Source organism: Priestia veravalensis, from assembly GCF_001457055.1.
Taxonomy (GTDB): domain Bacteria; phylum Bacillota; class Bacilli; order Bacillales; family Bacillaceae_H; genus Priestia; species Priestia flexa.
The window spans coordinates 25,829-45,198 of the sequence record NZ_KQ758629.1 but is presented as its reverse complement, the minus strand read 5'-3'; the positions used below and the strand labels follow the sequence as shown (position 1 = coordinate 45,198).

The 19,370-nt window shown below is 39.3% G+C and carries 19 protein-coding genes, 1 pseudogene and 2 riboswitches; of the genes and pseudogenes, 17 read left to right on the top strand and 3 right to left on the bottom strand.

Annotation, left to right across the window (positions count from 1 at the left end; translation table 11 throughout):
* Positions 1 to 86: 86 nt before the first annotated feature.
* The 9 genes and pseudogenes from AS180_RS03005 (at position 87) to metE (ending at position 9,512) form a co-directional block, all read left to right on the top strand.
* A pseudogene (locus AS180_RS03005) lies at positions 87 to 558 on the top strand (hypothetical protein).
* A 187-nt stretch (positions 559 to 745) separates the two neighbouring features.
* A complete protein-coding gene (locus AS180_RS03000; RefSeq protein WP_051567150.1) occupies positions 746 to 1,156 on the top strand; it encodes a lysophospholipid acyltransferase family protein in 411 nt (136 codons plus the stop codon).
* Positions 1,087 to 2,148 (top strand): phytoene desaturase family protein, encoded by a 1,062-nt coding sequence (locus AS180_RS02995; RefSeq protein WP_025910068.1) that lies wholly within the window; start codon positions 1,087 to 1,089, stop codon positions 2,146 to 2,148. The genes AS180_RS03000 and AS180_RS02995 overlap by 70 nt, the downstream gene beginning before the upstream one ends.
* 140 nt (positions 2,149 to 2,288) lie before the next feature.
* Positions 2,289 to 3,011, top strand: a complete 723-nt coding sequence (locus AS180_RS02990) for a hypothetical protein (RefSeq protein ID WP_025910069.1) — start codon at positions 2,289 to 2,291, stop codon at positions 3,009 to 3,011.
* Between the two features lie 116 nt (positions 3,012 to 3,127).
* Positions 3,128 to 3,409, top strand: a complete 282-nt coding sequence (locus AS180_RS02985; RefSeq protein ID WP_062686361.1) for a hypothetical protein — start codon at positions 3,128 to 3,130, stop codon at positions 3,407 to 3,409.
* A gap of 228 nt (positions 3,410 to 3,637) precedes the next feature.
* A complete protein-coding gene (locus AS180_RS02980; RefSeq protein ID WP_025910071.1) occupies positions 3,638 to 4,858 on the top strand; it encodes a dicarboxylate/amino acid:cation symporter in 1,221 nt (406 codons plus the stop codon).
* A gap of 129 nt (positions 4,859 to 4,987) precedes the next feature.
* A complete protein-coding gene (locus AS180_RS02975) occupies positions 4,988 to 5,956 on the top strand; it encodes a DHH family phosphoesterase (RefSeq protein ID WP_025910072.1) in 969 nt (322 codons plus the stop codon).
* A gap of 24 nt (positions 5,957 to 5,980) precedes the next feature.
* Entirely contained in the window at positions 5,981 to 6,730 is a 750-nt protein-coding gene (locus AS180_RS02970) for a glucose 1-dehydrogenase (RefSeq protein WP_025910074.1), read from the top strand.
* A 177-nt stretch (positions 6,731 to 6,907) separates the two neighbouring features.
* A riboswitch (cobalamin riboswitch) is annotated at positions 6,908 to 7,094 on the top strand.
* Between the two features lie 141 nt (positions 7,095 to 7,235).
* Positions 7,236 to 9,512: a 5-methyltetrahydropteroyltriglutamate--homocysteine S-methyltransferase gene (metE, locus tag AS180_RS02965; protein WP_025910075.1), complete on the top strand. Its 2,277-nt coding sequence runs from the start codon at positions 7,236 to 7,238 to the stop codon at positions 9,510 to 9,512.
* A gap of 47 nt (positions 9,513 to 9,559) precedes the next feature.
* Here metE and AS180_RS02960 read toward each other — a convergent pair whose 3' ends face one another.
* Together AS180_RS02960 and AS180_RS02955 are read right to left on the bottom strand one after the other, a co-directional pair.
* Positions 9,560 to 9,883, bottom strand: coding sequence for a winged helix-turn-helix transcriptional regulator (locus AS180_RS02960; RefSeq protein ID WP_025910077.1), 324 nt, complete (start codon positions 9,881 to 9,883; stop codon positions 9,560 to 9,562).
* A gap of 176 nt (positions 9,884 to 10,059) precedes the next feature.
* The gene (locus AS180_RS02955; protein WP_062686360.1) at positions 10,060 to 10,626 is read right to left on the bottom strand and encodes a YdcF family protein; all 567 of its coding nucleotides are present in this window, start codon (positions 10,624 to 10,626) and stop codon (positions 10,060 to 10,062) included.
* A 193-nt stretch (positions 10,627 to 10,819) separates the two neighbouring features.
* Here AS180_RS02955 and AS180_RS02950 point away from each other — a divergent pair, with 193 nt between their 5' ends.
* The 5 genes from AS180_RS02950 (at position 10,820) to AS180_RS02930 (ending at position 16,756) form a co-directional block, all read left to right on the top strand.
* On the top strand, positions 10,820 to 11,098 hold the full coding sequence (locus AS180_RS02950; RefSeq protein WP_025910081.1) for a YhdT family protein: 279 nt from the start codon (positions 10,820 to 10,822) through the stop codon (positions 11,096 to 11,098).
* The gene (gene panF / locus AS180_RS02945; protein ID WP_025910083.1) at positions 11,095 to 12,555 is read left to right on the top strand and encodes a sodium/pantothenate symporter; all 1,461 of its coding nucleotides are present in this window, start codon (positions 11,095 to 11,097) and stop codon (positions 12,553 to 12,555) included. Before AS180_RS02950 ends, panF begins: the two co-directional genes overlap by 4 nt.
* Positions 12,554 to 12,738: riboswitch (cobalamin riboswitch) on the top strand. It overlaps the preceding gene by 2 nt.
* Positions 12,739 to 12,845: 107 nt before the next feature.
* Complete coding sequence (locus tag AS180_RS02940) at positions 12,846 to 14,336, top strand: cobyric acid synthase (RefSeq protein ID WP_062686358.1); 1,491 nt, start codon at positions 12,846 to 12,848, stop codon at positions 14,334 to 14,336.
* Positions 14,337 to 14,435: 99 nt separating this feature from the next.
* A complete protein-coding gene (locus AS180_RS02935; protein WP_062686357.1) occupies positions 14,436 to 15,485 on the top strand; it encodes a FecCD family ABC transporter permease in 1,050 nt (349 codons plus the stop codon).
* Positions 15,482 to 16,756 carry an ABC transporter ATP-binding protein gene (locus AS180_RS02930; RefSeq protein WP_062686356.1) on the top strand — a complete coding sequence of 425 codons (1,275 nt, stop codon included), beginning with the start codon at positions 15,482 to 15,484 and terminating at the stop codon, positions 16,754 to 16,756. The genes AS180_RS02935 and AS180_RS02930 overlap by 4 nt, the downstream gene beginning before the upstream one ends.
* Before the next feature lie 32 nt (positions 16,757 to 16,788).
* Here the strand turns inward: AS180_RS02930 and AS180_RS02925 are convergent, their stop codons facing one another.
* Complete coding sequence (locus AS180_RS02925) at positions 16,789 to 17,268, bottom strand: Hsp20/alpha crystallin family protein (protein WP_062686355.1); 480 nt, start codon at positions 17,266 to 17,268, stop codon at positions 16,789 to 16,791.
* A gap of 275 nt (positions 17,269 to 17,543) precedes the next feature.
* Between AS180_RS02925 and AS180_RS02920 the strand changes: the two genes are divergently transcribed.
* The 3 genes from AS180_RS02920 (at position 17,544) to AS180_RS02910 (ending at position 19,369) form a co-directional block, all read left to right on the top strand.
* A complete protein-coding gene (locus AS180_RS02920; protein ID WP_062686353.1) occupies positions 17,544 to 18,686 on the top strand; it encodes an acyl-CoA dehydrogenase family protein in 1,143 nt (380 codons plus the stop codon).
* Between the two features lie 189 nt (positions 18,687 to 18,875).
* Positions 18,876 to 19,145, top strand: coding sequence for a hypothetical protein (locus AS180_RS02915; protein ID WP_062686349.1), 270 nt, complete (start codon positions 18,876 to 18,878; stop codon positions 19,143 to 19,145).
* A gap of 20 nt (positions 19,146 to 19,165) precedes the next feature.
* Complete coding sequence (locus AS180_RS02910; RefSeq protein WP_062686348.1) at positions 19,166 to 19,369, top strand: hypothetical protein; 204 nt, start codon at positions 19,166 to 19,168, stop codon at positions 19,367 to 19,369.
* The last annotated feature ends 1 nt before the right edge of the window (position 19,370 follow it).

Sequence of the window (19,370 nt, the reverse complement as noted above, 5' to 3'; positions counted from 1 at the left end):
CTATTGGTAAATCAATGCGAGGTAGATAAGGATGAAAAAACAATTACCATGCCGAGTGCCCCCTGTATATATTCTAAATTGTGAGAATGAATTTTTTGACTAGGCTAGAAGCGATCTTGTGGAATATTGCCCCCAGGGTTTAGTCAATTATTAAACAAGCAGTACGTAAAAGGGATTGTGTTTATAGTATTAGAATTTTTAATCAATATGGGCGCACATTTTAACTCTGCAATACAATTAAGTTTTTTAGGTGAAACTGAACAGGCGTTAGCAACTGTAGACATGCAGTGGATTATGTTTTACCCATGCTTGTATTTTTTTGCAATGTGGGATGGTTTTAAAGATGCAGAAGCAGATCCCCCTCCTCTTTACTCGTTTATACCGTTTGCATGCTGTGCTTACTTTGTAACAGTAGGCATCATGTATGCTTCAGTTGTGAAAATTAACGGAGTACTGCTTGGGCCGATTTGGCTACCGATGCTGTCTGTGATTCCAGGACTGATAGTTGGATTGCCGATTCAGCTTTTACTAGCTAAAAAAGCAAATGCTACGCCATAGACATGAAATGAAAGTTAAATTCTTCAGCTTATCTTTCATGTCTATTTTTATGCCAAATATAGATATGGTTGTACATAACATAGTGAAGAATATATTGAAAATAGAGCATTTTCGGTTAATCAAGCCTCGCCAAAGCATATTATGAAATCGCTCCTGTATGCAAGGGAATTGTTAAGAGAAAAAAGGGGTGTGGATTTTTCCACAGGGAAAGGAAGAACATTTAGAGAAGCGACCTCTGCAATTTTCGGACGGCCCATCTTTTATCATGTTAAAAGAAAAGGGTGTACAAGCTATTCCAATTGCATATTACTATAGTTTTCGTCATGATCAGCGTCCAGAGCTATTTATTAAAGTGGGTAAACGTATAGAAGTAAATACAGAAACAAGTCGAAGTGAATTAACTCATAAGCTAGAGCAGGCCGTAACTACTGAGTTAGATAGCATTAAAAGTAAGCTTGTTAGCGAGGACCTTTCAACATTTGACGTGTTTATGACGGGTAGAAAAACGTTGAGCGAGTGGCTAACTTGGTGGAAAGAGAAGGTGAGGCACAAAATCAGTTCTTTTATCGAACGTTTTCATCGTGGAAAGATTATATGAACCCGTCTTTGTTTACGAGCCTTCTTAAAGTGAAGCCATTTGAAACAATTGATTCTTTTCACAGGCGTTTTTTTGAAAATGAAAAAGTGATTAACGCATTCAATCGTTACGCCACGTATATAGGCTCTTCACCATACGTTTCACCTGCTACCTTTTCATTAATTGGTCATTTAGAAATGAACGAAGAAGTTTACTATGTTCAGGGGGGGAACCCTAGAATCGCTGAAGGATTTGCTACGGTATTTCAAAAAGCAGGAGGAACTTTAGTGCTGAATGAACAAGTAGAAAAAGTGCAGGTGAAGAACAAGAAAGCAGTGGGAATTAAGCTTGAGAATGGTGAAAAACTGCCCGCAGACTCAATTATTGTTAATGGTGACCTACTGCAAGCCTACCCGTTTCTGGTAGATGAAGCGAACCGCCCGCATTTTACAAATAAGATGGTTAGTAAATTTGAACCCTCTATTTCAGCTTATGTCATTTTATCTGGAACAAAAAATAGAAACGACTCGCTTATTCATCACCAAGTATACTTTGAAGAAGATTATAAAAGAGAATTCTATGAACTGTTTGAGAAAAAGCAGCTTCCATCAGATCCAACAATCTACATTTGTAATTCTTCTTATACAGATAGAAGCGTAGCGCCTGGTGATAACTTATTTATTCTTGTCAACGCACCAGCAGGAATGAGTAATGATAATGGGTACGAACAAGTTATCTATGAAAAGCTAAAGAGGTTCGATATCGATATTACATCTACCTTATCATGGCAAAAAGTCATTACACCAAGCTGGATTGAAAAGCAATTCGGAGCGTATAAAGGGGCTCTTTACGGTATTAGTGCTAATCGGAAAATGGATAGCTTTCTACGGCCCAGCAACGTGTCCAAAGACGTAAGAGGGCTTTATTTTGTCGGTGGAACAACTCATCCAGGAGGTGGGTCACCAATGGTTACAATCAGTGGTATAAACGTGGCCAACTTAATTTCCACATAATATTTTCATTGTAAATAACTTCATATATTTGATACTATAGGAAAAGGAAACCATTGATAAGAACAGCAGCTTTTTTGTATAAGAAACCATACGGAAAGTTGATTACATAATGAAAAGTGAAAAGGTGATTAAAGCGGTTTATGATTGCATTTACTTGTTTAGTCGTGATCATCAGTATTGTTCGTCCTTATTTTGAAAGTATTATGGTCAGACGAATAATATCTGAAGAGAAAAAAGTTCGATATTATAAAGAACAATCGTTTTTTTATGTTCTTATTTTACTTCTTTACGTAGTCATTATGCTGTACTATGCGCTACCAGTAGAGAAGTGGGGTCTTCAAACGGTATACTTGGATACCATACAGCAAAAGAACATGTTTCCAGCCTGGGTTGAGTACTTATTATTGCTTATCTTTTTAGGGTTTATTGTATTGTCAATTATGCTTCAATGGATGAAAGATCATGGAGAAACGGTATTTATGGAACAGGAGATGCCTACTTCAATTGAGGCAACGGTTCCAAAAACGAAACGAGAACGCAAGTGGTGGCTTACATACAGTGGAACTTCAAGCGTAGTAGAAACGCTGGTATATTTTCCAAGTCTTTATATCTATATTCATGATGTTCTACAAATTCAAAATAGCTGGGTACTAGCCGTTTTAATCGGTTTAGGTTATTTCATGTCACAGTTAGCGTTTCAAAAAGATCGTTTAAGCCTTCAGACATTAGTTGTTGGAGTTGGTTTGGGCGCTATGTATATTATGTCAGATTCGATTGCAATCATTGCATTTTACTACGCATTTAGCTTTTTAGTTTATGACATTTACCAACAAGACCGCAATATACCTATGAAAGCAGGATGAAGAAAAAGGCTGAGACATAAGTAATTCAGCCAATGATATACCTGAACGACTGAGAGTTCATAACTTTTAATCGTTCAGGTTTTTTGGTTGATTGTGAAAACAATGTTGGAAACAGGGTGGAATGGAACGTAGGACACTCGACTCCTGCGGGAAAGAGAGGGAAAACGGAGATCCCGCAGCGCAGCGAGGAAGCTCAGGTTCCTCCCCGCGGAAAGCGAGTGACCGTAGCGCAATGGAACGAACGTGTTCAGACAAACCAAAAAGATTGGAACAGCTATTGTTCGTCTCTTAGAAGCAATCATTTTGATCAGCTAGCTCCTCATGAGATAGCTACATTTGATAAAAATAAGTCGCTGGAAATTTTACATATCTTCTTTAAAGGGATTTCTCCCAATTGATTTTAAAAAAACGAACAAAGATGACTATTCTCATTTTTTTGTTCGTTTTTTTAGTTTTTTGAGGGTTGACACGTGTCTTTATGGAGAATAAGATGGTAGTGTGATAAACGGAAAGTGTATAGTATGCAGTGAACAAAATATGTATAAATATGCAAAAAAGGGGAGTTGCTGCGTAGCAGTTAAGGCGATGGGATACAGCGGGAATATCATTATGAGGAGAGAACAACTATGAAAAAACCATCGTTACTAACGCAGGTTTTAGTAGCATTCGTCGTAGCTGTTGCGCTCGGACTCATCTTTGGAGACAAGATGTCTGTCGTGCAGCCGCTTGGCGATTTGTTTCTAAGGCTCATTAAGTTTATTATGGCGCCTTTGATTTTAACGACGCTCATTGTAGGCGTAACAAGTTTACAAGATACCAAGCAGCTTTTTAGTATGGGAGGGAGAACGATTGTTTTCTACCTCTTTACAACGTTGATTGCTGTGACGATTGGTATCGTATATGCTGTGATTTTATCACCTGGTACAGGAGCTAACGTGTCGTTACAGCAAGGAGCCACTGCGCCGAGTGGAGAAGCACCAACGCTTACGGAGACGTTGTTAAACATGATTCCGGAAAATCCATTTGCAGCGTTAATGGAAGGGAATATCCTACAAATTATCTTTATGGCAATTGCAATTGGTTTAGGGATTTTATTTGTAGGAGAGCCAGCAAAGCCAATTCAAAAGCTATTTGAATCTTTTTCCACAGTCATGTTTAAAATTACAAGTGGTATCATGGTCATTGCACCAATTGGTATCTTTGGAATGGTAGCACCAATTATTGGTGAGTATGGTTTAGCTGTTTTAGCACCTCTCGCTAAGGTGATTATTGCTGTAGCATTAGGTTGTTTAACGCAGCTTCTCGTTGTGTATTCTCTTGCGGTTAAAGGCTTTGCTGGGATGAGTCCACTTACATTTTTAAAAGGAATAGCACCAGCCGGCCTTGTAGCTTTTAGTACAGCAAGTAGTGGTGCAACGCTACCTGTTTCAATGAAAAACGTTCAGGAAAACCTTGGCGTTTCAAAGGAAACAGCAAGCTTTGTTTTACCGTTAGGTGCCACAATGAATATGGACGGTAGTGCGATTTACCAAGGTGTTGCTGCGCTATTTATTGCACAATTTTATGGAATTGATCTCGGTATGAGTGAAATTTTACTAATCATGTTTACAACTACCATTGCATCAATTGGTACTGCGGGCGTGCCAGGTGCAGGGATGATTATGTTAACAATGGTACTAGCAGCCGTCAACCTTCCAGTTGAAGGAATTGCTTTAATTGCAGCAATCGATCGTATTCTTGATATGTTCCGTACGTCGGTTAATATTGTCGGAGATGCTGCAGCTTCTGTTGTTGTAGACTCATATGAGAAGAAATCAAAAGAAAAAGCGAATCAGCAAGCATCGTGAATTTTTGTGCGTACATCCTTATGAAAGGTGAGGATGTACGCATTTTTTTTCATTCCTTGCTATAATGGAAAAAGATTCACGCATACTAAAGTGAATGAGTAATTGATAACGATTTAAAGGAGTTTTTTGATGACAAAAGTAAAGTTAATTTCACATAATGATTTAGATGGGGTAAGCCCAGCTTTATTAGCTCGCTTAGCATTTGGTGATGAGAACCTTGATTACGACACGGTAGGAATCGGACGCATAAACGATACGGTGCTGCATTTTATAGAAGAAGATAATGATGGACAAGACTTATACATAACGGATATTAGCGTAAATGATGAAGTAGCAGCTAAGCTGGATGAACTTGTGAAAAATGGTCAAAAGGTTACGCTTATTGATCATCATATTTCTGCACTTCCTCTTTCTGAAAAATACGATTGGGTCCATGTGATACCAGAAGATAAGAATGGGACGAAAACAGCAGCTACATCGCTTTTTTATACATATCTACTAGAAAACAAGATGTTGGAACGTACGAAGATGCTGGATGAATACGTAGAGCTTGTACGTTTATTCGATACGTGGGATTGGTTTCACGAGAAAAATGAAAAAGCAAAAAGACTTAATCACCTTTACTACTTAATTTCTCATGAAGAGTTTAAAGATACGGTTCACGAAACGCTACAAGCATCTTATACTGGTGCCAGTCAAAGCTTTGAATTTACAGAAAAGCACGCGATTTTACTTGAAGCTGAAGAGAAGCGAATTGAAAAATATATCTATGACAAACAAAAGCAAATGATGCAAGCAGAAGTAGAGATTGCAGAGCAAAAATACAAGGTAGGGATTGTGTTCGCAGATACATATCAGTCAGAGTTGGGAAATGCATTATGCCTAGAGCATGAAGAAATCGACTTTTCAGTAATGGTTGATATGGGAAGGAAAAAGCTAGGGTTTCGAGCAGTGAAAGATAAGATTAATTTAGCTGAAATCGTGGGTCACATTGGTGGTGGAGGCCATCCAAAAGCATCCGGCTGCAAATTAACGAGCGAAACCTTCAAGCTATTTGTAACCGACCACTTGTTTCAACCAGACGAAAAAAGTGAATAAACTAAGTGTAGAGGAGGGATGACTTTGACATTTGAACGTGAGGTTGTTGTGGTAACTGGTGGCGCAAATGGAATTGGAAAAGGTGTGGCAAGCGCCTATGCCAAAAAAGGTGCCAAAGTGATAATCGCAGATATTGATGAAGAACAAGGGGAGAAGCATGCTAAAACGCTGCGTGAAGCAGGTGCACAGGCAATGTTTATTCACACAGATGTAAGAAAAGAAGAGGATGTTATCAACCTCATGAAAGAAACTGTTTCAGCTTATGGTACGATTAACATTCTGGTTAATAATGCTGGAGTAACAAAGTGGAAGTCTCCGTATGAGTTAACGCTAGATGAATGGGATGATATCATAAATCTTAATTTACGAAGCGTATTTTTATGCTCAAGAGAAGCTGCCAAAGTGATGCGAAATAACAAAATAGGTGGTTCAATTGTAAACTTAGCTTCTACGCGTGCCGTTATGTCAGAGCCACACACCGAAGCATACGCTGCTACAAAAGGTGGCATTGTGGCGCTAACGCATGCTCTTGCCATTTCACTTGGACCAGACAAGATTACCGTCAACGCAATTTCTCCTGGCTGGATTGAAACTCAGCAATATGAGGAGCTTCGAGATGTTGATCATGCTCAGCATCCGTCTAACCGAGTTGGCACTCCAGCAGATATTGCAAAAGCGTGCCTTTACCTGACGCATCCAGACAATGATTTTGTAACGGGGACAAACGTAGTTGTCGATGGTGGAATGACGCGCAAGATGATTTATGAACATTAACTAAAGTAAGCAGGCTATAGGCTATACCTATAGCCTGCTATTTTTATTTTGTATAAAAACACAGTTATATGAAAGCGTATTCTTTTTAAAATTTAGAAAAATCAGACTTGATTTACTTATCGAAATCATGTATCGTTATGTTCAATTCCTAATTGAAAAGGAATTAGTGTATAAAGTGAATATGTTCATGCAAAAGGTGCTAAGACACTTGTTTTAGCTTAAAAGGGAAGATCGGTGAAAATCCGACACGGTCGCGCCACTGTAAGGAGGAGCCTATTATCAGTAAACCACTGTTTATGAAACGGGAAGGTGATAATAGGTGATGATTCTAAGTCAGGAGACCTGCCTGTTGTTTGCACTCACAACCTACGCGTAATAGGGAGAGGTGATTAGCTTGGTATTGAAACAAAAGTATATGTTGTTCAATACTTCTTAAAGCTGTCGTCTAACTCTCTTTCCAGAGAGTTTTTTATTGCAGAAAAATAGACGAAACGAGGAGATTGAAATGACAGTGAATACAGCAACAATTGGGTATCCAAGAATCGGTAGAAACAGAGAATGGAAAAAAGCAATTGAAGCTTATTGGAAGCAGGAAACAACGGAAGCAGAGCTGCACAACCAACTTCATGAGTTGTATGTTAATCAGCTTCGTATTCAAAAAGATAAGGGGATTGATTTTGTTTCAGTAGGTGACTTTAGTTATTACGATCACATGCTTGATACGGCGGTTATGTTTAATATTATTCCAGCTCGTTTCAAAAAGCAAAATCTATCCGCTCTTGATACATATTATGCAATGGCAAGAGGGAACAAAGAAGCAGAGGCATGTGAGATGACTAAGTGGTTTAATACCAACTATCACTACATTGTCCCAGAGTTTACTGACGTAACGCCGGCATTGAATGAAAACAGACCATTAGCATATTGGCAAAAAGCAAAGGACGAATTGGCACTTAACGGTAAGCCTCTTCTAATTGGGCCAGCAACCTTTATCTTATTAGGCAAAGGATTTAAACAAGAAGAAGTATCAAGCTTATTTGCTCAATTAACTCCGCTTTATATTCAAGTGATTAAGGAGTTACATGAAGCGGGAGCAGAGTGGATTCAAATTGATGAACCAATTTTTGTAACGAATAAAGCAGAAGGGTACTGGAAGGAGGTTGAGGCATTTTATCAGCGTATTTCAGAGGAAGTACCTGGTGCTAATCTTATCATCCAAACGTATTTTGAAGCATTAGATAATTACCAATCTGTTGTGAACCTTCCTGTGAATGCTTTTGGGTTGGATTTTGTACATGATGAGAGAAAAAATAGTGAAGCGATAAAAGCACACGGTTTTCCAAAAGGGAAAAAGCTTTTTGCAGGCGTTATTGATGGTCGTAACGTGTGGAAAAGTAACTTAATTGAAAAAGCTGCACTTGTAAGTGAATTGCAAAAATTAGTGGGTAAAGAAGAGGTAATTGTTCAGCCATCTAGTACACTGCTTCATGTCCCTGTAACGGTAGAAACTGAACAAGAGCTACCAGCTGATATTCGAGCAGGCTTAAGTTTTGCTGAAGAAAAGCTGACTGAGCTAGAACTTTTAAAGGACCTTTTAAAAGGGGATAGCGAAGCAGTAAAAGCACATCAGCAAGAGATTGAGGCATTTTCGAAGGTTGCAAACCGCGTTCACACGAAAACGAGAGCAGAGCTAGAACAGATTGATGATCAAGCCTTATCTCGTGCTTCTGTGGCTGAGCGCCAGCGTTTGCAAAAAGAAAAGTTTGATTTACCGCTTTTACCAACTACAACAATTGGAAGCTTGCCACAAACAGCAGAGGTTCGTTCGAAGCGCTTAAAATGGAAGCAAGGTCAGTTAACGAACGAACAGTATGAAGCGTTTATAAAAGAAGAAACAAAGCGCTGGATTGAGGTTCAAGAAGAAATTGGTATTGATGTGCTGGTTCACGGTGAGTTTGAACGTACGGATATGGTTGAATTTTTTGGTGAGCGCTTAGGCGGAATGTTAACAACGAAAAACGGTTGGGTTCAATCATATGGTTCACGCTGCGTAAGACCACCTGTTGTATACGGAGATGTCTATTTAGTCGAGCCGATGACGGTTAAAGAAATTGTCTATGCACAAAGTTTAACCGAAAAAGTCGTAAAAGGAATGCTGACGGGGCCAATTACCATCTTAAACTGGTCATTCCCACGTACAGACATCTCGAAGTATGAAAGCATGAATCAAATTGCATTAGCCATTCGAAAAGAAGTTAAAGCGCTTGAAGAAGCCGGTGTTCACATGATACAAGTAGATGAACCTGCGCTGCGAGAAGGATTGCCAATTCGAGCTGAAAAGCAAGCCGCGTATTTAAATGCTACTGTTGAAGCGTTCCGTCTAGCAACAACGGGTGTAGAAGATACAACGCAAATTCATACGCATATGTGCTATTCGAAATTTGATGACATGATTGACACAATCTCTGCACTAGACGCAGATGTCATTTCAATTGAAGCATCCAGAAGTCATGGCAATATTATTTCTTCATTCGAGCAGTATTCATACGATAAAGAAATCGGGCTTGGCATTTACGACATTCATAGCCCTCGTATTCCAAGCTTTGAAGAAATGACAAATAATCTTGACCGTGCTCTTCGCGTGTTAAACCCAGCACAATTTTGGGTTAATCCAGACTGCGGTTTGAAAACACGAAATGAAAAGCAGGTAATCGATGCTTTAACTCAAATGGTAAACGTTACGAAGAAGTATCGTGAAAAGTTAGCAGCAGTCGCACAATAAAATGAAACAAAGAAAACCCCCTTTTATATGGGGGTTCTTTGTTTACGTTATGACAAATTATCTTGTTCCAGCCATTGCTGCGACCATTTTTCAATTTCTATCATAATAGGTTCAAGCGCTTTTCCTTTTTCCGTCAAGGAATACTCGATGCGTACAGGCGTTTCTGGAAAGACCTCACGCTTGACAATCCCTTGTTGTTCAAGGTCTTTCAAGCGTTCTGATAGTACGCGGCCGCTTACTGAAATGGATGATTCGATGGCACAAAAACGCTGGGGTCCAGACAGAAGCTTATAAATAATGAGCCCGGTCCAGCGCTGACTTAAAATCGTCATTGCTTTTTCAAAGCGTGGACATAAGGTTGATTGATTCATTTGTTTCACTCCTATAACACATATTATAGCACAAAGCATTAGGTGCTACACTTCTTAAAACTTCACGACCAAAGAGAAGAACCTTACATAAAGTAAGCGAAAGGAGTATTGAAGTAAAGCTGTTGAGAGAAACTAGTTAATAACCAATTACTTATCTATCTAAAAAACGAAATGGCTTATTCACGATCAAATAGCCAAGTTTTAATAATTGCTGCATACTCACGACCATATGATTGAAGCTTCACGACGTTTGGTGTTTCTGCACCTAATGGGTATACGTTATATCCTTGTCTTTTGGCAATCAGTGATGCGCGGTATAAATGAAACTGGTTGCTGACGAGTACAATATGTTTGTCATTGATATCAATAAGCTTTTTGGTATAGAGAAAGTTTTCATAAGTGGAAGTAGATTGATTTTCTTGTATAATGCGAGCAGAGTCAACGCCGTGATTTACTAAAAAAGTAGACATCGCTTCCGCTTCAGAGATGTCTTCATCATCACCTTGTCCACCTGAGACAATAGCAATAGTTGAAGGATTATCTTCTAGATAACGCAGCGCAGTAATCATGCGCTCTCGTAAACTTAAAGATAGCTCTTTTCCATTTACCTTAGCTCCAAGAATCATAATGTAGTCTGCGTTTTTTGGAGGAGGTGAACTAGCTGCAGAATAAATATGATATGACGCAAACAACACGTATCCAATTAGTAAAGAAGTAAGTACGTAGATAAATTTTCTTTTCATAAGCTACTCCCATCGTTTATTCCTATTTAGTATAATGCAGTAATTGGTATAAAAAGTAGTATTTATTTAATATTTAAGCGGTAAATAGGAAAAAATGTCATGAATTTAGCAAAAGGGATAGCTTCATATGTTTTGGAACGTTATAATCATTATGCACATCTTCTGCAACATTTCAAAGAAGGAGAGAACGAACATGAAGAAAAAAGCCGATTGGCGTTATCGAATCGCACATAAAGAAGCTTTAATCGGTATCGGTCTGGCTCTTTTCCACTTTGCATGGTGGTTTGGTTTTGCGTACGGACTTGGTTCAAAGCCCGTATCAGAGTATACATACATATTGGGGTTTCCGGCCTGGTTTTTTTATAGCTGCATACTTGGAATCCCGCTCATTATTTTACTGGTCTGGATTATTGTTCGCTTTTTCTTTTCAGATCTTCCTTTAGAAGATGAAGAAAGAGGTGAGAGCGAATGAACTGGGCTGTTGTTGTTCCTCTTGTTGTGTTTGTTCTATTAATTTTTGCGATTGGCTTTATTACCGCTAAAAAAACAAGCACGGCAAGTTCATTTATTAATGATTATTTTCTAGGAAGCAGAGAGCTTGGAGGGTTTGTTCTTGCCATGACGATGGTCGCGACGTACGGAAGTGCGAGCAGCTTTATTGGTGGTCCTGGTACAGCATATCAAACCGGACTTGCTTGGGTACTATTGTCCGTGATTCAAGTTGTAACAGGTTACTTTGTTCTCACAACTCTTGGCAAAAAATTCGCCATTGTTTCGCGAAAGATGAATGCCGTTACGCTTGTTGATTTTTTGAAAAAGCGATATGAAAGCAATATTGTTGTGATTGTTTCTGCTGTAAGCATTGTCCTTTTTCTATTTGCTTCTTTAGCTGCTCAGTGGGTTGGAGGAGCTAGATTAATTGAAGGTTTTGTAGGCATTTCATACAAAAGTGCGCTTGTCATCTTTGCAGTCACCGTACTTGTTTATGTATCAATTGGTGGGTTTCGTGCTGTCGTACTAACCGATGCCCTGCAGGGAATTGTAATGCTTGTAGGGACGATTATTTTACTAATCGCTACTATTTATGCTGGCGGCGGTGTCGAAGCAATCATGAAAGACTTAGTGAATGAAAATCCAAATCTTGTGAGCCCGTACGGAGCAGATCGTTCATTAACACCGCTTTATGTGTCATCGTTTTGGATTTTAGTTGGAGTAGGAGTTGTGGGACTGCCACAGGTGGCCGTTCGAGCGATGTCTTATAAAAACTCGAAAGCGATGCATCAAGCCATGCTTATCGGTACGGTAGTAGTTGGTGTGATTATGTTAGGGATGCATCTTATTGGTGTGTTTGCTCGTGCTGTAATTCCAGGAATTGAAGTGGGAGACACTGTGATGCCGACGTTAACTCTTGAAGTATTACCACCTTGGTTAGCAGGAGTTGTACTTGCTGCGCCGATGGCAGCCATTATGTCGACGGTAGACTCTATTTTATTAATCATTAGCTCTGCTATTGTAAAAGATTTGTATTTAAACTACGTTAATCCGAAAGCAAAAGAGCAGCAGGTGAAAAGATGGAGCTTCTTAACAACAATGATTATTGGAATTTTAGTATTTTTGTTTGCTATTAACCCACCTGATTTACTCATTTGGTTTAACTTATTTTCATTTGGTGGACTTGAAGCAGTATTTATTTGGCCAATTGTGTTAGGATTATATTGGACAAAAGGAAATAAATATGGAGCAATTTCGGGAATGGTGACGGGGCTTTTAGTGTATATTTTAATTCACACATACGCTCCTAACCCATTTGGCATGCATACGGTTGTGCTTCCCGTTGTTCTGTCTTTATTGGTTTTTGTAACTGCAAGTATAATGACACAATCAAAAACAAAGAACCTACAAGAACAGCTTCGTAAAAAATATTTATAAACGATTATGTTTTAAAAGTGCCTTATGCGTTTAAGGATAATAGGGAAATCGGTGGAAATCCGATGCAGCCCCCGCTACTGTAAGTGTGGATGAACCTGCAACAAACTGCTAGCAATGAGCTAGGAAGGTGCAGAAGTAAAGTGAAGCACAAGCCAGGAGACCTGCTTTTAAACATTAACTCTTATTTTTCGGCGGGGAAAATAGGTGACGTGCACATCAAAAGAATGAAGATGTTGTCATGAAGCCTTGGTTTTTAGCCAAGGCTTTTTGCTATGAAAGGCGTGATACAGATGAAAAAAGCAATTCCTCTTATGATTCAAGGAACGCACTCGGACGCTGGAAAAAGTTTACTTACAACTGCTTTTTGCCGAATTTTTGCAGAAGATGGTTTCAAAACAGCGCCGTTTAAATCACAAAATATGGCACTTAACTCTTATATTACAAAGGATGGAAAAGAGATTGGACGTGCTCAAGGAATTCAAGCTGAAGCTGCTGGAGTGGAAGCAACGACCAATATGAATCCGGTTTTAATCAAACCGACAAGAGAGTATGAGGCGCAGGTCGTCGTTCATGGTGTTCCTTTGCAAAATATGTATGCGTACGAGTATAGGAAAGATTTCTTTGAAACCGGACGTGAGATTATCACCAAAGCGTATGAAGAGCTTGCTTCTGAGTACGAGCATATTGTCATTGAAGGAGCAGGGAGACCTGCTGAAATTAACTTAAACGACCGTGAACTTGTGAATATGCGAGTGGCTGATATTGCACAGTCTCCCGTTATTTTAGTAGGAGATATCGATAAGGGAGGCGTTTTTGCTAGCTTAGTAGGAACAATTCAGCTGCTTCCAAAAGAGCATAAGTCAAAAGTGGTAGGTGTGATTATTAATAAATTTCGAGGTGACTTGTCGCTGTTGCAACCAGGGCTTGATTGGTTTGAAGAGTATACGGGACTTCCTGTTCTAGGCGTCGTTCCTTATCTGGATGATGTGGAGATTGATGCAGAAGATTCACTTGCTTTAACTACGTACCCTACTCTTCCAAATCCAGCTAAAGAACTTGATGTTGCCGTTATTTCTTATCCTCGCATGTCGAACTTTACAGATCTAGATCCTATTCGTTTTGAAGATGATTGCCACGTAAGGCTTGTGACAAAACCTTCTCAGCTTGGAACGCCTGATTTAATCATTTTACCTGGGAGCAAGAATACGTTAGAAGACGCAAAGTACTTGTATGAAACGGGCTTAGCAGAAGCTATTTTGACAAAGAAGAATAAGGTGGATATTGCTGGAATCTGCGGTGGGTATCAAATTTTAGGTGAAGTGATAAGTGACCCAAATGAAGTGGAATCAACCCAAAAATCTGTTAAAGGGCTAGGTCTTTTACCTATTGAAACTGTAATGAAAACAAATAAGCGAACAGAACGGGTAACGGGAAGGGCTATTTTACACGATGAGTCCTATCAAATTGAAGGTTACGAAATTCATATGGGCGAAACAACGTCTACCAAGCCAACTGTACATTTTGCTGAGCTAAATGGTATAAAAGAAGGAGCAGTTTTTGGTCGCGTCATTGGTACATACATACATGATGTTTTTCATAATGATGGCTTTCGACGTGCATATTTAAACGATATTCGACAGCAAAAAGGATTAGTGCCGATTAAGAAAACGTTTAATAGTAGGGCGCGAAAGGAAGAGTCTTTTCAAAAGCTGGCTGCACATGTACGAAAAGCAATTGATATGAAACAAATTTATGAAATCATGAGTGAATATAAAAAGTAATTCACTATCAAACGGTTGGGGCGTGCTATCTGTAAAAGATTCTTTACAAAAAGGTTAAAATCCCGGCCCTCGGTTTCCGATAGAGGGAGTTGATGCAAGATGAAAAAAATCGCAAACAAAATTGTCTTATTTTATGTCTTTAGTATAATCCTTGTTTTAACTACAGTTATTACTGGTGTTTTTGTAGGTACCGTGTCTTTAACCGTTACAGACGTTATTAAAATTATTGTTCAAAACATGTCTGGATTATCTTTATATCATGGCCCCAGTAACATGGAGCTCATTATTTGGGAAATTCGATTTCCACGCGTAGTCGTTGCCTTTTTAGTTGGAGCAGCTCTTGCCATTGCGGGGGCAGCTTTTCAAGGCTTGCTTCGAAACTCATTAGCGGACCCGTATACCATCGGGGTGTCTTCTGGAGCCACTCTTGGCACGGTGCTTGCTATCTTTTTTAACTGGCAGCTATTTGGGATGCATACCTATACGCTACCGATTATTGGGATTGTATCTGGCTTTTTAACGCTTTTACTCGTATTTGGTATTACAAAGTTAGCGAGCGGGACATTAGCTAACGAAACTATTATTTTAGCAGGTATTATTTTGTCATCGTTCATGAGCGCTATGATTTCTCTTATGGTTGCATTATCATCAGAGCAAGGAGTGCGTGAAATTTTGTATTGGCTGATGGGAAGTGTGTCAATGAGAGGTTGGGGACATGTTCAGCTTTTACTCCCGTTTTTCATCATCGGTACGGTCGGCTTACTTGCGAATACCCGCGAGCTAAATGGCTTTGCGTTTGGCGATCAGTCTGCACAGTTTATGGGAATTAACGTAAAAAGCAGAAAGCGTATCATTTTGGTATCGGCAGCTATTTTGACAGGTGCATCCGTATCTGTCTCTGGAGCAATCGGCTTTGTTGGACTTGTCATTCCTCACTTAGTAAGGTTGGTGGTAGGTGCAAACCACAAGCATGTGCTTCCTCTTTCTATTCTGATTGGAGGAAGCTATCTTGTGTTGGCAGACCTTGTAGCACGAACCATTCTAAACCCACAGGAGCTTCCAATTGGTGTGGTAACTGCGATCATCGGCTCACCTATTTTTACGCTGTTGCTTATTAAAGAAAGGATTAGGAAAAGAGGGATTGAATGATTGAGGTTTGTAACGTAACTGGTGGGTATAAAAAGCATAAGCCTACTGTAAAAAGCGTAGCTTTCACCGTGGAAAAAGGCTCATTTTGCACGCTTCTTGGACCAAACGGGAGCGGAAAGACCACGCTCATTCGCTTGATGATGGGCGTGCTACCGCTAACAGCAGGAGAAATTAAGTTAGAACAAAAGTCAATTTCCTCCTATTCAGCTACGCAGTTAGCGCAAAAAATAGCGGTTATGACGCAGGAAAACCAAATCGGTCTAGAGTTTACCGTTCGTGAAATTGTGGCGCTTGGTCGCTATCCTTTCCAAACGAAACGGTTTTTAAATAATGAATCACCTTATGATAAAGAAGTGATTGAAAGAGTGATGAAAAGAACGGATGTGTGGCGATATCGTCATCACTCATTCAATGCTTTAAGCGGTGGGGAAAAACAGCGTGTTCTTTTAGCTAAATCTTTAGCGCAAGAACCTGAATATTTGTTGTTAGATGAACCGACAAATCATCTAGACGTAAAGCACGCAATGGAACTGCTGCATTTATTAAAAGAGCTGCAGCGAGAAGAAAACTTAACCATTGTGGCGATTTTACATGATTTAAACATTGCAGCACTATTTGCTGATGACGCCATCTTGTTAAAAGATGGAGAGGTTTATGCAAGAGGTATTGAAGAGATTTTTAGTGACCAGCAAACTCTTCAGCACGTCTATGGAGTTGATTTACACGTACTTTATCATCCTGGAGTCCATAAAAGGCAGCTTGCATATGTCCCCCCGAAAGAAGAGAAGGTACTACAAGCTTTTTCCAACTTATATACGCTCATAGAAAATGAACGTTGTCTGTCAGTAAGCTTTGAACATTCCCTGCGCACCCTTTCTACGGGAGATAGCGGAAAGGGTATCCATTGGTGTAAGCAAATCGTTCAGTACACAGATGAAGAGAAAAGCAGCGATTTACTTTCGTGGTCTGGGATCGATCATCGCTTTACACGAATTTCATTTTACGAAGATGGAGTATATACGTGGCTATTCTTGTTTACAAAAAGTAAGGAACAGGTGAACGTCGTAGTTGTTACGGATATGCCTCTTAAAGATGAATCACTTTTAGAAACAGCAATGGAAGTAAGTGCTCAGCTTGGAGGGGTGGGAATCAATCGAGGGAATTTTGCAGCTTGTGCTGTTAGAAATACGGATACAAAAGCAGTAGATGCTAAAAAAATTAAAGCTATTATAAAACGAGAAGTTGATAAATATCAGCTTGTTATGCAATGAAAAAAGGCTCGCCGTGTAAACAGCGAGCATTTTTAGTCGAAGCGATGAACATCAATTTCTGTTTCAGGTAAATTTGTATACTTTATGAGCTTGACTTCAAGAATGCCGTTTCTGCACGTAGCTTTACTTCCTTTTCGGCTGACCGTACAAGGAAGTTGACACTCTTCTGTGAAATCTTCACCATCATACGTACCCGTAATCGTACATGAGTAAGGTGTATAGGCAACCTTGACTTCTTCAACTTTATTAGGTGTTGGAAAAGAAAGTTGGACGATACATTCATCGTGCGTTTGAAAGACGTTTGATGTTAATGAACTTCGCTGTTGCTCAGAAGAAAGCGGCTGATTGTACATTTGATGTGCTTGCTTAAAGAAGTCGTTTTCTTTCATATATTGTGGAAAAGACTGACCCATTGCGTTGGATAACACTTGCTGTACATATTGATCGATATCTTTCATATTCATCTTTCCAAATCCATTTTCTTTAAAAGGTGATTTTCCAAACGGAAACATAGCGAACCTCCTTTAGCGACAAATGCCGTTTATGTAGCTTATGAATGCAATAAAAATAGGTGCATATCACAAATGAAATCGCCTTTTCCATATTTGGAAAAAGCGATTGAGAGAGAGGATTAATTATACATATGTTACAAATGCCTAATAGGTGCTTATACTTCTTTTCGTAATAATGAGCATCCAAAGTGCATCATAGAAAATAGATGTGCTATGATAATAAATATTAAACCGATGGGCGTAGTAGAGATTTAGTGAAAAAGGAGCGGTTGATAGTGCACAATTCATTTATCACGGATTCAAACAAAGAATCGTACCAAAAGCTTGCAGCTCTCATTCCAGCTTTTAAAGAGCGTGCTCAAGAAATTGATGAAAAAAGTAGCTTTCCCTTCCAAAACATTGAAGACTTAAAAAATGTTGGTTACACAACATGGTCATTAAGTGAAGCGAATGGAGGGGAAAACTTATCTCTGTATGACTTTCTATTGTATCAAGAGTTAATTGCTCAAGGTGATTCGTCCACGGCGTTAAGCATTGGCTGGCATATGGGCATTACGATGGATCTTCGTGATAAGCAGCCGTGGAAGCCAGAAACGCTTGAATTTTTATTTGGAAAAATTCAAAAAGGAGCGCTTGTTAACAGTGCGGCAACGGAACCGAAAACAGGGAGCCCTACGAGAGGAGGCCTTCCTGAAACCAAAGCAGAGCGTACAAAAGATGGCTGGGTGTTAAATGGCCGAAAAACGTTTACAACGATGTCACCTGTACTGGATTATTTTTTAGTTAAAGCTTTTGTGCCAGAAGCAAATCAGGTAGCACAGTTTATTATCCCAAGAGATACCCCCGGACTTTCGATTGAAGAAACATGGGATATGATTGCAATGAGAGGAACTGGAAGTCATGACTTAGTGCTGAAAGACGTTTGGATTCCCAAAGAATATTTAGCTGAATATATTGGTGGTAGTAAAAAGCCTGGCGCAAACGGATGGTTATTGCATATTCCAGCATGTTACATTGGCATTGCTATCGCAGCGAGAGACTACGCAGTAGAGTTTGCTAAAACCTACTCACCAAATAGTATAGAAGGAACAATCAGTGAACTTCCAAATGTGCAAATGCAAATGGGAGAAATTGAGCTTGAGCTTATGAAAGCACGTCACTTCATGTATAGCGTTGCGCGCAAATGGGATGAAGGACAAAAGCGTGAAGAATTGGCAGGAGAATTAGCTGCTGTAAAGCATGTGGTCACAAATAGTGCATTTCAGGTAGTAGACAAAGCAATGCGAATTGTTGGTGCACGCAGCTTGCAGCGACAAAATCCTCTTCAGCGCTATTATCGTGACGTGCGAGCAGGTCTTCATAACCCGCCGATGGACGATATGACGCTCATTAATTTAGCAAAACAAGCGTTTAAATAATCATACTAAGAAAACGGCAAGAGTGGAATTAAGTAAACATCCGCTCTTGCCGTTTTTTTACAAATATTTATTTTTATAGGTCAAGCATCTATGCATAACATGTTTAAGCTACATAGACTGTAGAGAATATTTAGTGAAAAAGCCAAGGTTTTTTGCTGAATATCAAGAGATGAAAGGAGACGATTTTTTATGAAAAGAGCAGTTGCACTTCGTGCTATTTGCTGTAATGGAGGAACAATTCCGGAGCCTGTTGAACCACCTACTTCCCCAACACCACTTTTAGGTACTTTATTAACGCTAGTAAATGAGCGCGTAACATTAGAAATTTCATCAGGTATCGAACCAACAATTACAGGTGTTTTATCATTTGTAGGTACAGACTATGTAGTTGTTGTTGAAGACGATTTATCCGTAACATTCGTTTTAGTTTCTCAAATTGAAACGGTAACACCACTTTAATTAAAAGGAGGAATAATGGTATGTTTGAAAGCTTATTACTTTCTCAATTGGCAAGATATGTTGGTCAGCGAGCTGAAATTGGATTAGATAACCGAATCATTGATGGAGTTATTACGCTTGTTGGTCCTGATTATGTCACGGTTGTTGAATCGATGGGGTATGGTGCTATGCCTGTATTTGTCCCCCTAACTTCTATTAACACAATTCGTTTCTTCACTGCCTAAA

Bases quoted from the DNA above. Each gene is read 5' to 3' on its own strand.
- AS180_RS02990 (WP_025910069.1), top strand. From the start codon at position 2,289: ATGATTGCATTTACTTGTTTAGTCGTGATCATCAGTATTGTTCGTCCT.
- AS180_RS02980 (WP_025910071.1), top strand. From the start codon at position 3,638: ATGAAAAAACCATCGTTACTAACGCAGGTTTTAGTAGCATTCGTCGTA.
- AS180_RS02975 (WP_025910072.1), top strand. From the start codon at position 4,988: ATGACAAAAGTAAAGTTAATTTCACATAATGATTTAGATGGGGTAAGC.
- metE (WP_025910075.1), top strand. From the start codon at position 7,236: ATGACAGTGAATACAGCAACAATTGGGTATCCAAGAATCGGTAGAAAC.
- AS180_RS02960 (WP_025910077.1), bottom strand. From the start codon at position 9,883: ATGAATCAATCAACCTTATGTCCACGCTTTGAAAAAGCAATGACGATT.
- AS180_RS02955 (WP_062686360.1), bottom strand. From the start codon at position 10,626: ATGAAAAGAAAATTTATCTACGTACTTACTTCTTTACTAATTGGATAC.
- AS180_RS02950 (WP_025910081.1), top strand. From the start codon at position 10,820: ATGAAGAAAAAAGCCGATTGGCGTTATCGAATCGCACATAAAGAAGCT.
- panF (WP_025910083.1), top strand. From the start codon at position 11,095: ATGAACTGGGCTGTTGTTGTTCCTCTTGTTGTGTTTGTTCTATTAATT.
- AS180_RS02940 (WP_062686358.1), top strand. From the start codon at position 12,846: ATGAAAAAAGCAATTCCTCTTATGATTCAAGGAACGCACTCGGACGCT.
- AS180_RS02935 (WP_062686357.1), top strand. From the start codon at position 14,436: ATGAAAAAAATCGCAAACAAAATTGTCTTATTTTATGTCTTTAGTATA.
- AS180_RS02930 (WP_062686356.1), top strand. From the start codon at position 15,482: ATGATTGAGGTTTGTAACGTAACTGGTGGGTATAAAAAGCATAAGCCT.
- AS180_RS02925 (WP_062686355.1), bottom strand. From the start codon at position 17,268: ATGTTTCCGTTTGGAAAATCACCTTTTAAAGAAAATGGATTTGGAAAG.
- AS180_RS02915 (WP_062686349.1), top strand. From the start codon at position 18,876: ATGAAAAGAGCAGTTGCACTTCGTGCTATTTGCTGTAATGGAGGAACA.
- AS180_RS02910 (WP_062686348.1), top strand. From the start codon at position 19,166: ATGTTTGAAAGCTTATTACTTTCTCAATTGGCAAGATATGTTGGTCAG.